This is a genomic window from Ferdinandcohnia sp. GQ5 (assembly GCF_059759275.1).
This window is the reverse complement of the sequence record NZ_JCAXEW010000010.1, coordinates 175,510-190,343: the sequence shown is the minus strand read 5'-3', so window position 1 is coordinate 190,343 and position 14,834 is coordinate 175,510. Positions and strand designations below refer to the sequence as shown.

16 protein-coding genes are annotated in these 14,834 nt (G+C 37.3%); 1 reads left to right on the top strand and 15 read right to left on the bottom strand.

Translation table 11 applies throughout. The annotated features are described in order from the left end of the window. Positions 1-121: 121 nt before the first annotated feature. The 11 genes from AC6CHV_RS14175 to rpsU all read right to left on the bottom strand — a co-directional run bounded on the left by AC6CHV_RS14175 (position 122) and on the right by rpsU (position 9,626). Complete coding sequence (locus AC6CHV_RS14175) at positions 122-499, bottom strand: diacylglycerol kinase family protein (protein WP_341330836.1); 378 nt, start codon at positions 497-499, stop codon at positions 122-124. Further along, positions 483-953 (bottom strand): rRNA maturation RNase YbeY, encoded by a 471-nt coding sequence (gene ybeY / locus AC6CHV_RS14170; RefSeq protein WP_341330835.1) that lies wholly within the window; start codon positions 951-953, stop codon positions 483-485. The genes AC6CHV_RS14175 and ybeY overlap by 17 nt, the downstream gene beginning before the upstream one ends. Beyond that, positions 950-3,148 carry an HD family phosphohydrolase gene (locus AC6CHV_RS14165; protein ID WP_341330834.1) on the bottom strand — a complete coding sequence of 733 codons (2,199 nt, stop codon included), beginning with the start codon at positions 3,146-3,148 and terminating at the stop codon, positions 950-952. The genes ybeY and AC6CHV_RS14165 overlap by 4 nt, the downstream gene beginning before the upstream one ends. A gap of 73 nt (positions 3,149-3,221) precedes the next feature. After that, complete coding sequence (locus tag AC6CHV_RS14160; protein WP_341330833.1) at positions 3,222-4,193, bottom strand: PhoH family protein; 972 nt, start codon at positions 4,191-4,193, stop codon at positions 3,222-3,224. A 3-nt stretch (positions 4,194-4,196) separates the two neighbouring features. Then, the gene (yqfD, locus tag AC6CHV_RS14155) at positions 4,197-5,384 is read right to left on the bottom strand and encodes a sporulation protein YqfD (RefSeq protein ID WP_498079084.1); all 1,188 of its coding nucleotides are present in this window, start codon (positions 5,382-5,384) and stop codon (positions 4,197-4,199) included. A gap of 26 nt (positions 5,385-5,410) precedes the next feature. Then, complete coding sequence (yqfC, locus tag AC6CHV_RS14150; protein ID WP_341330831.1) at positions 5,411-5,695, bottom strand: sporulation protein YqfC; 285 nt, start codon at positions 5,693-5,695, stop codon at positions 5,411-5,413. Positions 5,696-5,901: 206 nt separating this feature from the next. Continuing rightward, a complete protein-coding gene (locus AC6CHV_RS14145) occupies positions 5,902-6,384 on the bottom strand; it encodes a YqfB family membrane protein (protein ID WP_498079083.1) in 483 nt (160 codons plus the stop codon). Positions 6,385-6,429: 45 nt separating this feature from the next. Continuing rightward, positions 6,430-7,416 carry a flotillin-like protein FloA gene (gene floA / locus AC6CHV_RS14140; protein ID WP_341330829.1) on the bottom strand — a complete coding sequence of 329 codons (987 nt, stop codon included), beginning with the start codon at positions 7,414-7,416 and terminating at the stop codon, positions 6,430-6,432. A gap of 24 nt (positions 7,417-7,440) precedes the next feature. Beyond that, positions 7,441-8,772, bottom strand: coding sequence for an NfeD family protein (locus AC6CHV_RS14135; RefSeq protein ID WP_498079082.1), 1,332 nt, complete (start codon positions 8,770-8,772; stop codon positions 7,441-7,443). A gap of 217 nt (positions 8,773-8,989) precedes the next feature. Continuing rightward, entirely contained in the window at positions 8,990-9,436 is a 447-nt protein-coding gene (locus AC6CHV_RS14130; protein ID WP_341330827.1) for a GatB/YqeY domain-containing protein, read from the bottom strand. 16 nt (positions 9,437-9,452) lie between these two features. Beyond that, a complete protein-coding gene (gene rpsU / locus AC6CHV_RS14125) occupies positions 9,453-9,626 on the bottom strand; it encodes a 30S ribosomal protein S21 (protein WP_010678174.1) in 174 nt (57 codons plus the stop codon). 340 nt (positions 9,627-9,966) lie between these two features. Between rpsU and AC6CHV_RS14120 the strand changes: the two genes are divergently transcribed. After that, complete coding sequence (locus AC6CHV_RS14120; protein WP_341330826.1) at positions 9,967-10,893, top strand: Na/Pi symporter; 927 nt, start codon at positions 9,967-9,969, stop codon at positions 10,891-10,893. Positions 10,894-10,926: 33 nt separating this feature from the next. On the opposite strand, the gene deoC is transcribed toward AC6CHV_RS14120, so the two are convergent. The 4 genes from deoC to prmA form a co-directional block, all read right to left on the bottom strand. Beyond that, positions 10,927-11,595 carry a deoxyribose-phosphate aldolase gene (deoC, locus tag AC6CHV_RS14115; protein ID WP_498079081.1) on the bottom strand — a complete coding sequence of 223 codons (669 nt, stop codon included), beginning with the start codon at positions 11,593-11,595 and terminating at the stop codon, positions 10,927-10,929. Positions 11,596-11,742: 147 nt separating this feature from the next. Further along, complete coding sequence (mtaB, locus tag AC6CHV_RS14110) at positions 11,743-13,101, bottom strand: tRNA (N(6)-L-threonylcarbamoyladenosine(37)-C(2))-methylthiotransferase MtaB (protein ID WP_341330824.1); 1,359 nt, start codon at positions 13,099-13,101, stop codon at positions 11,743-11,745. Positions 13,102-13,106: 5 nt separating this feature from the next. Next, on the bottom strand, positions 13,107-13,850 hold the full coding sequence (locus AC6CHV_RS14105) for a 16S rRNA (uracil(1498)-N(3))-methyltransferase (protein WP_341330823.1): 744 nt from the start codon (positions 13,848-13,850) through the stop codon (positions 13,107-13,109). Between the two features lie 27 nt (positions 13,851-13,877). Beyond that, positions 13,878-14,822 carry a 50S ribosomal protein L11 methyltransferase gene (gene prmA, locus AC6CHV_RS14100; RefSeq protein WP_498079080.1) on the bottom strand — a complete coding sequence of 315 codons (945 nt, stop codon included), beginning with the start codon at positions 14,820-14,822 and terminating at the stop codon, positions 13,878-13,880. Between the last annotated feature and the right edge of the window lie 12 nt (positions 14,823-14,834).

Genomic DNA, 14,834 nt, shown 5'->3' with positions numbered 1-14,834 from the left:
TTCTTCTTCCTTTCTTCGTATCTAAGTACGGAAGTGTATTTTCATTTTACATAAAAACGTTCACGAAATCATCGTTTATGTTTCATTTGTTACATATGTTACATAATTGTAAGAATTTTCTCTAAATTAGATAAGGTAGAAAAATGATGAATCCAACTAAAATGGAGATTATCGCATATATAAGAACAGCTCCGGCCGCAATATCTTTAGCCTTTTTGGCTAAGGGGTGATACTCATCCGTGACTAAATCAACCACTTTTTCAATTGCGGTATTTAGCATTTCTATTGCAAACATTCCACCGAATAAAAGGAGTACAATCAACCATTCTACCTTTGTAATATGAAACAAGAAACCACAAAAAATAACGATAACCGAGAAAAAAAAATGAATTTGCAGATTTCGTTCTGAAAAAAATGCTTCTCGCAAGCCTTGTAAAGCATACGAAAAGCTATTGATTAAGCGTGACCATTCATTCTTTTGTTTATCTTTCAAGACCATACGCCTCTAAAATTTCCTTTTGTCTTGAAAACATTTTTTCCTCATCTTGTTTTGTTATGTGGTCATAGCCAAGTAAATGCAAGAAACCATGGACAGCAAGGAAACCTAATTCCCTTGCAAAAGAATGACCATAATCTTCAGCCTGTTCCTTTGCTCTCGGAATCGAGATGATGATATCCCCTAATACTTTTGGTATGTCTTCACCGACAATCGCAATTTCCCCTTCACCCATCTCTTCCATAGCAAATGAAATGACATCAGTCGGTTGATCTTTGTCACGATATTCTCGGTTTATTTCTTTAATCCGTTCGTTATCAACAAACGTGACAGAAACCTCAGTTCCTTCACTGACTCCTTCTTTATCGGCAGCCAAAAATAATAGTTCTTGAACTAATCTACATTCTTCTTCTTTTACTTCACCAATTTCATCATTAAAATCAATTTCTAGTCTCATGCTTCCTTCACCTTCTGTTTTGTGGTCTCGGCAGGGTACTCAATTCTTGAATGAAAAATTCCCTTGAGTGATTCACAAAGTGTTTTCGCAACTACATCAAGCTCTTTAAGAGTTATATCGCATTCATCAAATTGTCCATCCTGTAAGCGGTCCGCAATAATGCTATTTACTAGAGATTCAATTTTATGTGGAGTAGGATTTGATAGAGACCTTACAGCTGCTTCAACACTATCTGCAATCCCAATCACCGCTGCCTCTTTGGTTTGTGCTTTTGGACCTACATATCTAAAATCTGATTCTAGGATATCGCGTTCACTTTGTTGTTTAGCTTTATGGAAAAAATATTTTAACAGTGTTGTACCATGATGCTGTTCTGCTATATCCACGATTTCTTTTGGCATCTTAAATTTTCTCAAAGTTTCTGCCCCGTCTGTAGCATGTGCTGTAATAATTGTTTTGCTAAGCTGCGGTGCAATCTTATCATGCGGATTTTCAATATTCATCTGATTCTCAATAAAGAAATGCGGGCGCTTTGTTTTTCCAATATCATGATAATACGATGACACTCTAGCTAATAATCCATTAGCTCCGATTGCTTCACAGGCAGATTCTGACAAATTCGCAACCATAACACTATGATGATAGGTTCCAGGAGCTTCTGTCAAAATTTTTCGCAGTAACGGATGATTTGGGTTTGATAATTCAATTAATTTCATCGTTGATAAAATATTAAACCCTGCTTCAAAGAATGGTAGTAACCCAATCGTTAATACAGCAGCAATTACACCAGATAAAACGGCCATAATAATCGAAGAACCATAGTCTAGACTTGAATAACTACCGTTTTGCAATAACATAATGGAAAATATGACTAAGATATTGATTAAAGCTACGAAGAGTCCAGCTTGGAGAATTTTCCCCCTACGATTGTGCTTACTTAGGAAAAGTACCCCAGCTAAGCTGCCAAACAGGAAGTAGATCCCCGCTGAGAAATTAAGCGTGCCCGTCACACCTTCATTAAAGATAAGGCTTCCACAAACTGCAAAAACCATGCTTGAAAGTATTGCAACTTTTTCATTAATCAATAGCTTTATCAGCATTGCCCCCATTGCCACGGGCACAATATATCCTATATCAGAATAATCGATTTGTTGGAATAAACTAATACCCTTCATTAATAGAATGGTAATAGTAAAGATAATTGCAAAAATTAATAAATAGATATTCCGATGCCGATCAGTTGGAATCATCTCATTATGAAAATGATAAATTATCCCGGTAATAATTAATAGAATAATCAATAACAGGCCGATGAATGGCTGTATAGGGTTATTAGTGTTAGTCATACCAAGCAGCTCTAACTGACGATATATATCCCTAGTGATTAAGTGTCCTTCTTCAACAATAATTTGACCTTGTAGGATCTTAACCGGCTCGACTGCTTCAATCGCTTGCTGTCGCTTTTCTTCCGTGGCTTCAACATCATAATAGACATTTTGAACAACTGCAAAACGCGCCATTTCCCGCATTGGTTCTCGAAGAGCAGTATCTACACTTGAATAACGTAGTTCCTCCACTACCTTATTTTTTGCAGTCTCAACTTCAGAAGCTGGAATTCTTGTGTTCATCACATTATTAACTGCGGTGATAACTGCATCCTTTGTGCGTGATAATTGATTGGGACTAGCTGTTAATAATGCGGTAAGAACATCGTTTTGAATTCGATCAGTTAAATCTTGTGGAAGTTTTGTTTTTAAAATTTGTAACTTTTCAGAAGCTGTGAGCTGCTTTGGTTCTTCTCCTCGATCATCCTCCGAAAGGTTTTCCCACTCTTTGACCTTTGATTTGTGTATATCCATTGCTTCATTATTTGTTTCATCAATAGAATCAAAAATTGAAATGACTAGGTCAACTTGATTGTCTGCATAATCTGATTTGAGAGTGAAAACATCTTCAACCTCTTTTGCAGCTGCATCTTGTTTTGTTTTTGTGGCAACCTTATCCTCTATTGTCAAAGGTGAACGAATCGTCTGTTCAGAGGGTTTTAAAGCTTCGATTTGTAAAACATCCGGTTTCACATTGCTAAACATGACTAAAAACATAATTCCCGCAAGGAGGATATATATCAAAATATGTAGGGATTGATAGCTTTTTAAGATGGACAACTTATGTTGCAGCTTATTCGGTTTCCTCATCTCTCTAACCTCCTTTAACCTGATTTTACCAGTTTCACTAATGGTAAAAAAGACCCATTTCGCATGGGTCTTGTCATGATTGTCCTGCTTCTGCCTTTTCATAAGCTTCAATGATACGAGCTACAAGTGGGTGACGTACTACATCAGACTGCTCTAAGAAGATAAAGGCAGAACCATATACGTCCTTCAGTATATCCATTACTTCATGTAATCCAGACTTTACCCCTCTAGGTAAATCGATTTGCGAGATATCCCCAGTAATGACCATTTTAGAGCCAAAACCAAGTCGTGTCAAAAACATCTTCATTTGGGCTAGTGTTGTGTTTTGAGCTTCGTCTAAAATGACGAAAGCATCATCAAGAGTACGCCCTCTCATATAGGCTAATGGAGCAATTTCAATTGTTCCTCTTTCTATTAGTCGTTCCGTATGTTCTGCTCCGAGTACGTCATGTAATCCATCATATAATGGTCTTAAATATGGATCGACTTTTTCTTTTAGATCTCCAGGTAAAAATCCTAAGCTTTCACCCGCTTCTACAGCAGGGCGGGTTAGAATAATTCGTTTGACCTGTCCATTTTTTAGTGCATTTACAGCCATTACTACGGCCAAATAAGTTTTTCCTGTACCTGCTGGACCAATCCCGAAAACTAAGTCATGCTGTTTGATAGCAGCTACATATTGGCGTTGTCCATGTGTTTTTACACGAATTGATTTTCCTTTTGCAGTTTTTGTGATTTCTTCATCATATAATTCTTCAAATGAATCTAAATTTCCATTCTTCGCCATTTGAATACAATAAATAACATCACGTTCACTTACTCGTATTCCTTTTCGAATTACCCCAAGAAGCTTTTCAATAATTTCTTCAACTAATTGAACACTTGTTAAATTTCCTGAAACATTAAGTGCCTCGCCTCTAGTTATAATTGAAACATTTAATTCCTCCTCGATCCTTTTAAGGTGGAGGTCATTGTTTCCAAACAGCACAAGTGCTTCGTTTGGATTTTCCAGTTGATGTTTACTCATTACTAAATCTTCTGACATCCTTTAGTCTCCTTGAACTAATGGTATCGTAGTGACGATATTCTCAATAACATTATATTTTATTTCCAATTTTACTTTACCATTGTTAATGGATTGACGCAAAACTTTTTCTTCAATAATTTCGGCATCACTATCCAAATCTTGTTCTAAAGCATTCCGACCTATTCTTTTTGCTTCTTCTACAGCCTCATTTGTTGTATATTTTCTTGTGATTTCTTCACTTTCTCGAATAGCCACTTTTTCATACGCAATTGGAAGTTCCCAATTAAAGAATTTGATAGGTCTCTTATCTATTTCAGTTTGATATTCCTTATATTCAACTTTACCATATCCCCATACTGGAATACGTAAATCCCCTATCGAGATATAATGCTTTTGTTTATTTTCTCCTGTCATCACATTAAGTTTCGTTGTAATTTCTACCTCTACTGAAGACTTGTACCAAGTCTCGCCAAAAATCTTCCCACGAGCAGGTACGTAGACTTCTTCTCCTTCTTTTCCAATTTTGCCCGAAACTAGTATGTCTCCTTTTTTAACAAGATCATTTACTGCTTTAACTGGTCTTCCTTCTTCGACAATTAATTTTTTGATAATAGCTGTTTTATTTGCAACAAGATTTCTTGGACTATACTGTTCCGGCGGGTCAGGTTGGTTCTTTTCAACAACCTCAAAATGATAGGTCGTCCCATTTAACTCCACACCAATCCAAGTAATATCGTTAATCGCTTCTTCTAAATGCCTTTGTAAGGACTCATTATCTTCAATAAAAAATTGAAGCTTCCCTTTTTCAACTCCAAGTTTCTTCAGCTCTTTAATAATTAAATGTTCTGTTTCTGGCTTAGCACCCTCTACTTTAATGCCCCATACCATATTTGATAACAAAGTAACAATGATAAGAAATAAAAAAGCTCCAATTAGAAATCCACTATTGTATATTGCCTTTTGAACGAGAAATGGCAATCCTTTTTTTCCAATAAAGCGAAGCTTACAATCATTTTTACGGACAACCCTTCGAATTTTTTTTATATCCTTTAAATACATAGAGAAGCTCAGGGCATGGGTTCCTGGCTTCTTTACATCCCACACGACAATTCCTTGTCGTACACATTCATTTATGAATCTCTCTGTACCTTTTCCAGTAATAACAGCTTTGACACTCCCACTAAAAAAGTGCATCCAATGATTTTTCATGCTTATCCCCCTACTGATTCATTGATTCAATTCTCAATATATTGCACATGTTCAATTTTTCCTTCGAGCATTATTTCCTCAGGTAAAATTGTTTTAATCACAAATGCATTTCCCTTTATCAGAAGTTGTCCTTGTTTCAGTAATAGCCGTACCTCTTTATCTGAAAAGGTTAATAATCCTCGATGATTTTCTATGTAAATATGTAATTGTCCAATCATGGTTATTCTTGGAAGATCCATCATGACGTCAGCAGGAAGTTCCATCTTGTTTGTAATCCAACTCTTCATTCGTTGACCTAGTTTTTTAGGCATAACAAAGAACCCCCTTTCATCTCATGTTTATGAGTGAAAAGGGGTTCTTAGTACATTTTTTAAGGAGGATGTAAATGAGACATCGAACTCCTGTGTTGGCTTACTTCTCAGGTCCTCACGTATTTACTGTATACGCTCCGGTCCTCAAAATTGCGCCGCCTTAAACTTCTTGGTCCTTTTTATCCTCCTAGATCAGAGAACTAGTCTTAACGACGGATTTGGTATGGTCTTTTTGCTCTAGGCGGACCTAGAATTTCGGACCATATAATACCTTCTACAACCTTATTTTTCGAGTATGTTTTCGCTTGCCTTGTTTCTCTAGAAGCAGTTGGTTTAAGAACCTTTAGCATTGGTTCTTCTTCCCTGGTTACAGTTTCCGTCTCTGTATAGACGCCCTGCTGTTGAAGCTCTAGATAACGATCATAAAACGTATTTGGAACTTGAGTATCGGGAATCTCTTCTGGTTCTACTTCAGTTTCATATTTTGTTTCAACCTGATATTCATCTTTTTCAGGTTTACGTTCTTGGTCAAACGGATTAAACTGTTTTGGCATTGGAACCGGGGTTGTAGGTTCTGACTCCCCTCTGGTAAATCGCCTGAACGTATTAAAAACAAAACCGATTATAATGACCACAATCCAAGCATTTGCCATTACAAATTCAATCAAGTCTTGCAAAGGTGATTCCACAATGTAAACCTCCCTTCAAATTTTGAGGTTTATTTCAGTTTATTATTATTTTTCTTCATCTTCTGGATGTGTGCTTTTACCAATTGAATTTCTCATATCAGTATCAGCCATGATATTCTTAAGGTTCGTATAATCGAGTACTCCTAAGTTACCTGAACGTAATGCTTCTGCCATAGCAAGAGGTACTTCTGCTTCTGCTTCCACAACCTTCGCTTTCATTTCTTCAACGCGAGCGCGCATTTCTTGTTCACTTGCAACCGCCATTGCGCGACGTTCTTCAGCTTTCGCTTGAGCAATTTTCTTATCTGCTTCGGCCTGGTCTGTTTGAAGCACAGCACCAATGTTTTTACCAATATCAATATCGGCGATATCAATGGAAAGAATTTCGAATGCAGTACCTGCATCAAGTCCTTTTGCAAGAACGGTTTGAGAGATCATATCTGGATTTTCAAGTACTTTTTTATGGTCAGTTTGTGAACCAATTGTACTAACGATACCTTCACCTACACGGGCAATAACAGTTTCTTCTCCTGCTCCCCCGACCAAGCGGTCAATATTCGCACGCACAGTGATACGTGCTTTCGCTTTAACTTCGATACCATCCATTGCCACACCAGAGATAAATGGTGTTTCAATAACCTTTGGATTAACACTCATTTGAACGGCCTCTAGCACGTCACGACCTGCTAAATCGATTGCAGCTGCCCTTTCGAAAGTTAATTCAATGTTCGCACGTTGTGCAGCGATTAACGCGTTTACGACGCGGTCAACATTACCACCTGCCAAATAGTGACTCTCCAGTTGGTTTGTATTAAGATTTAGTCCCGCTTTTTGGGCCTTAATTAAAGGGATAATGACACGGTTTGGGATAACCCGACGCAATCTCATCCCAATCAATGTAAAGATACTTACACGGACACCCGCAGCCAGTGCAGAAATCCATAGTGCAACTGGCACAAATGTAAATAGTACAGCTAATAAAATAATACCCAGTGCAACTAATATTAGAATTGTTATCATACCTGTTGGCATTCTAATTTTCCTCCTAGATTAAGTTTATTTATCAATATCAGTAACCTCTCGAACAACAATTCGAGAACCTTCTGTTTTGATCACTTCAATTTTTGTGTCTTTCTCAATGTAATTCCCTTGTGAGACAACATCTAGTCTTTCTTCACCAATGATTGCTGTACCAGAAGGTCTTAAGGTTGTTAAGGCCATTCCTCGTTTTCCAATTAAATCATCACGATTCTTATTTGACACATACCCGCTTTCAGTATTGGTAGAATCGAAGAGAATAATCTTTTTAAAGGCATGTAATTTCTTTCCGAATATTTTAACTAAAATAATTGAAACAATGACAGTAGCTACTAAAGCAACTAATAATGAAACTCCAATAACCATAACACTACTCCCTGCCAAGAAAAAGCTTGTTAAAATTGCTCCTAAACCTATCAAGCCTATGATCCCCCCCGGCAATACAAACTCCAATAGAACTAACACAATTCCAATTACAAAAAGGATAATGGACTCCATACCAGCTAGTCCCGCTACCAAATGTCCGTAGAAAAAGAGTAGTAGCGATGATATTCCCATTATACCTGGAATACCAAATCCCGGTGAGTAAAGTTCAACAACTAAACCTAAACTTCCAATTGTTAATAAGATCGAAACGACAATTGGATTCGTAATAAAGCGTGCAATTTTTTCTGCCAAGCTAAGTTCAGCTTCTTCAACTGCAGCCTTTTCATAGCCAATTGTCTTTAGTAAATCTCCTCGATTCTTTACAACACCTTCTGCGTACCCAACTTCGAGAGCCTGATTTGCAGTTAAAGTGAGAAATTTACCTTTTTCAGCACCTAGTTCTGGCAGGTCTATTTCTTTGTCGGCCATTGCTAATGCATAAATCGGATTACGACCATTGTTTTCAGCAGCGCCTTTCATCGCTGAAAGCCAGTAAGAAACGGCTTTTTCATCAGCAGTATTCCCTGCCTGGTCGATTATTCCTGCTGCCCCCATTCTTCCATTCTCAGACATATAAATCTCATCGGCATTTAAGGCGATAAAAGCACCTGCAGAGATGGCGTCGTTATTGACAAAAGCAACGGTAGGAATAGCTGCTTCCTGTATTCGTTTTCCAATTTGAGTTGCTGCATCAACAGCCCCACCAGGAGTATTTATCTCAAGAATGATGACATTGGCTCCTTTCTCCTCAGCATCGGTAATCGAGCGATCAATAAAAGCATGTAAGCCTTTTTCAACCGTTTCTTCCAACGGAATAATGTAAACTACCTGATCTGTTGCACTTAAGCTTTTATTGGGCGTTAGTGTAAGGAGTAAAGGTAAAACAATAATGGAAAGATACAAAAATATTCTCAATCTTTTCAAGGCGTTCCCCCCCTCTCTATTTATTTTTACGACTTGATAGTATGTTATACGATTGAGATGTAAGCGAGGTTTCAATATTTTGTGTAATTCTATACATTATTTTCGTTGGTAATTCTTGGGTTTTGTATGTATGGAGATGAAGATCAAGGCCAGCGAAACGAGCAATTTATTTCCTCCCATATAAGAAAAACACCTTACACAATGTAAGGTGCTTTGTTTAAGATAGTTGCTGTTGAACAAGTTTGTTGATGAGACTGCCATCAGCCTTCCCTTTTACTTTTGGCATAATTGCAGCCATCACTTTGCCCATGTCAGCTTTTGAAGAAGCATTGACCTCTTGTACTGTTGCTTTCACAATCTCAACAAGTTCCTCTTCGGATAATTGCTCTGGAAGGTATACTTCTAATATCTCAATTTCAGTTTGAATTTTATTAACAAGATCTTCACGACCAGCGTTACTAAATTCGCGGAGGGAATCTTTTCGTTGTTTTAATTCACGAGTAAGAACAGTTAGTTCTGCTTCTTCTGATAGCTCATTGGTACCAAGCTTAATGCCTTCGTTTTGAAGAGCAGCCTTAACCATTCGAATAACAGATAGCTTATCTTTCTCTTTATTCTTCATCGCTGTTTTCATATCATTATTTAAACGCTCGAGAAGACTCATAAAACTACACCCTCTTTTAGTATTTGCGCTTTCTAGCAGCTTCAGATTTCTTCTTACGCTTTACGCTAGGCTTTTCATAGAATTCGCGCTTTCTAGCTTCTTGAATAGTACCTGATTTAGATACAGTACGTTTGAAGCGGCGAAGAGCATCTTCAAGCGATTCGTTTTTACGAACGACCGTTTTTGACATTCTAATTCCCTCCCTCCGAAAACAACCACTAACATCTAATTAAGACACATGTTCCATTGGTTCTCTTAGTGTCGATAGCTAAATATCGTCTAAAAAATAAACATGTACTTTGCAATTATAATATATGCATGTTTTTTGGTCAACTATTTATCACAATTGAACACTACAAAGTAGTTCATATTCAATAGTTTTGATAAAGTTTTATGCTCTATTCCTACTAAATCCTTACTTTTTACAGTTTGTTACTTATTCCAAAATTTTAACAAGTAAAAAGTTTAATAAATTGAAATAGTCATTTTCAAGCAGCCTTGTCCATACAATGTGATAGGGGTGAAGATGAATGATTGAACTTATATCATTATTTGCTGTATTTATCGCCATTTTCTTATTTGGTATGACTGTTATGAGGACAGGCTTATATAATCTGACAGGCGAAAAATTAAGAGTATGGTTAATTCGTTTTACAAATAATCCGATAAAAGGTTTATTAACTGGCATGATCATTACAGCAATTATCCACAGCAGTTCTGCTGTTATGGTTCTTGTTGTTGGATTAATTGCTACTGGATATTTAACCTTTAAACAATCGTTTGGAATTATTCTTGGGACAAATATAGGCACGACATTTACTGCAGAAATGATCACTATTGATATATTCGAATGGATTGTCCCAATATTAATCATAGGATTTTTATGTTTATTTGTTCGAAATCAGCAGGTTTTTAGTTTTGGTGCCTTTTTGTTTGGGTTGGGATGCATGTTTGTGGCAATGAATGGATTCGAACAACTCGCAAGACCTATAGGAGATTTCCCCTCAATTTATACTTTTTTTCAGCAGACAAACCAAAGTAATCTCTTTGGTGTAGGGGTTGGAACCATTTTAACTTCTATTATTCAATCAAGTACAGCGACAACTGGAATTATTATGGGGTTTATGAATGAACAACTATTAACTTTAAATGCAGGAATCGCCGTATTACTTGGTGCGAATATAGGAACTTGTATTACAGCGTTTATAGCAAGTATTGGGAGTAAGCATGAAGCAAAATTAGCGGCATATGCTCATATTTGGGTGAATGTAATCGGGGTAACCTTATTTTTCCCGTTTATTAATGTACTTGGTCAAATCGCCATGTTACTCACATCACATCCTGATGTGCAAATCGCACACGTTAGTTTAATCTTTAACGTCCTCAGTTCACTCCTATTTTTACCATTTGCAGGAGTTTTAACAGATTTTATCACGAAAGTACATAGAACTACATAATAAGCTGGCCATTTGGCCAGCTTATTTTCTTTATTAGTAATCTGAAGAACCAGATAATCCATTGACGATTGCAACACCCGCACTCGCACCGATTCTGGTTGCCCCAGCATCAATCATATCTTGAGTTCCCTTCACATCACGAACACCACCGGATGCTTTTACCCCGATATCGGGACCTACTGTTTTACGCATTAAACGAATATCTTCCACTGTAGCACCGCCTGTTGAGAAACCAGTTGATGTTTTAACAAAATCAGTTCCAGCTTTGACGGAAAGTTCACAAGCTCTTACCTTTTCCTCTTCAGTTAGCAAAGATGTCTCGATAATAACCTTAGTAAGTGCCTTACCTTTCGCTGCTTCAACAACCATACGAATGTCTTTTTCAACTAATTCGTCATTTTTATCCTTCAGAGCACCGATATTGATTACCATATCAACTTCAGTAGCTCCTTTTTCAATTGCATCCTTTGTTTCAAATGCCTTTGTTTCAGAAGTACTAGCTCCTAATGGAAAACCAATAACCGTACAAACCTTTACATCTGAACCATTTAACAAGCTTGCTGCTGTTTCCACCCATGTTGGATTTACACAAACTGACATGAACCCATATTCTTTAGCTTCTGCACAAAGGGTTTCAATCTGTGCTTTCGTAGTATCCGCTTTTAATGCTGTATGATCAATCATTTTTGCAATATTTGTCATTATGTATTTCTCCCTTCAACTTTCAGTTGTACGTACCTCTAACATCATATCATTGTTGCAATAGCTTGACTAGCACTTCTCTTTCATATTATGCGATAAAAAAAAGAAGCTAATCCAACGATTAACTTCTTTACGTTATTCTAATCTTTATGCAGTCGTTCTTTGTTCTTGTTCAACCGAAAGTTCTTCTTCGACTTTTACAAATTTACCTTCGTTATATGGATAACCGGCTTTTGTAATTTTCACTTTTACGATTTTTCCAATCATATCTTCAGTGGCATCGAACTTTACTTTCAAATAATTATCGGTATACCCGATGTATAGACCGCTTGCCGGGTCATCTTTGTCAATTTCCTCTGGAATTACCTCTAGTACTTCGCCTTCGTAATTAGACGCATACTCCTTCGCTAATTGGTCAGATAGTGAAATTAAACGGTGTACACGCTCGTTTTTCACTTCTTCATCAATTTGGTCTTCCATTCTAGCGGCTGGTGTACCAGTACGCTTTGAATATGGGAAAACGTGTAATTCAGAGAATTTATGTTCGTTAATAAAGTTATAAGTTTCCATAAACTCTTCTTCCGTTTCTCCAGGAAAACCAACAATAACATCTGATGTAATTGCCAATCCTGGTAAAGCCTGACGTAATTTTGTAAGACGTTCAGCAAAGAACTCCATTGTATATTTACGTCTCATACGCTTTAACACGGTGTTTGAGCCCGATTGTAATGGAACATGTAGATGTCTAACTACTTTTTCGGAGTTATCTAACACTTCAATAATTTCATCTGTAATTTGGCTAGCTTCAATGGAAGAAATACGAATTCTCTTAAGTCCTATCACCTTTGATTCTAGGTCACGTAAAAGAGCTGCGAGATTGTAATCTTTCATATCTTCCCCATAGCCACCTGTGTGGATTCCAGTTAAAACAATCTCTTTATAGCCTGCATTCACAAGCTGTTGTGCTTGTTTGATAACCTCTTGTGGGTCACGAGAACGCATTAAACCACGTGCCCATGGAATGATACAGAACGTACAGAAATTATTACAACCTTCTTGGATTTTTAATGAAGCACGCGTACGGTCAGTAAATGCAGGTACATCAAGTTCTTCATATACACGTGTTTTCATTATATTTCCAACACCATTTATCGGTTGTCGCTCTTCTTTGTATTGCTCGATATATTCAAGCATCTTCTTACGATCCTGTGTACCTACGACAATATCAACGCCAGGAATCGCCATGATTTCCGCTGGTGATGTTTGTGCATAACAGCCTGTAACACAAATAACAGCATCAGGATTTTTACGGATTGCTCTACGAATAACCTGTCTACTCTTTTTGTCCCCTGTATTTGTAACAGTGCAAGTGTTAATTACATACACATCAGCAGTGCTTTCAAACTCAGTACGCTCATAGCCAGACTCTTTAAAAAGCTGCCATATGGCTTCTGTTTCATAATGATTTACTTTACATCCTAATGTATGGAATGCAACTAATGACATGATTGTCACCTCGCTAATTCAAAATGATATGATACAGCTGATAAAACATATAGTGGTGCTGTTTCAGTACGTAAGATTCTTGGTCCAAAGCTGCAGGAAATAAACTCATTTTCGATTAATGAGGAAACCTCTTTTTCGGTTAGTCCTCCTTCAGGCCCTATCACAACAAAAAGAGATTCCCCATTTTGCATTTGTGATAAAAGACGTGCCAAATTAGAGTTTTCACCGCGCTTTGCATCCTCTTCATAAGCTACTACCTTATAAGTATAAGATTGACTAAAGGACAATAGTTCTCGGAATGATAATGGTTTGGTAACGTTTGGAACCATTCCGCGATGGGATTGCTCAGCTGCTTCTTTTGCAATTTTCCCCCATCGTTCAACCTTTTTTTGTCCTTTTTTTTCATCCCATTTGACGATTGAACGTGCCGCAACAAAAGGGACAAACTCAGATGCCCCAAGCTCCGTCCCTTTTTGGATTACATATTCAAGCTTATCCCCTTTTGGTAGTCCGCTTGCAATACATACCTTAATGGGAAGCTCATTCGAGTTCTCTACCCATTCTACAACATTTGCCAAAACTGTATCATTGGTAATTTCAGTAATTGTACAAATAGCTACTCTACCATTATAACAACAAAAAATAGAGTCTCCAACTGACATTCTCATAACTCGTGTTATATGGTGTACATCTTCACCTGTAATTGTAGCTTGTGTTTCGTTAATATGATCGACGAAATATCTTTGCATTTATTCTTCCACCACCTGCAAATATCCTTATTCGCTTATCTTTCTAGCAATCATTGATACCCAGTCTTCCATAACAAGTACTTCCTCAATCTCGAATCCGGATGCTAGAAGACTGTCCTTTACTTCTTGTTTTTTCGTATTAATAATCCCAGAAACAATGAAAGCTCCATTCGGTTTTAGGATTTTTGCTGCATCATCAGTGAAACGGACAATAATTTCAGCAAGGATATTCGCTACAATGAGATCCACAGGTCCCTCAATACCATCAAGGAGATTATTTTGAGAGACAGTAACTTTATCATGAACCTTGTTTAATTTAATATTGAGTTTTGCACTTTCAACTGCAACTGTGTCTAAATCAAGCGCTTTGATAGAACTAGCACCTAGCATTGCTGCTGCAATACTTAACACACCCGAACCGGTACCGACATCGATAATTGTATCTCCGTCCTTAACTGTTCGTTCTAAAGCTTGAATACTCATGACAGTAGTAGGGTGTGTACCTGTTCCGAAAGCCATGCCTGGGTCTAATTCAATTATTAATTCATCACTATGAACAGGCTCGTACATCTCCCAAGTAGGCACGATTGTAAATCTCTCAGAGATTTTTACAGGATGATAATACTTCTTCCATGCTGTGGCCCACTCTTCCTCATGTACTTCACTAATAGTGACTTTATTATGGCCCAAGTCTATATCAAAAAGCAAAAGATTGTTAATTGCTTCTTTTATCTCTTCAACAGTTTCACCTAAAAAACTATTAACTGGGAGGTACGCCTTAACGATAACACCTTCTTCAGGATAGTCATCAGGATTGAGTTGGTAGATCTCACCAAACACATTTTCACGTTCTTTTGTTAAGTCAAATGGATCCTCAATGACAACTCCACTTGCACCTGCCTCATGAAGTATATTTGATACCGGCTCCACTGCCTCTTGTGTAGTGTGAATACTAATTTCAGACCATTTCATTACTACCAACTC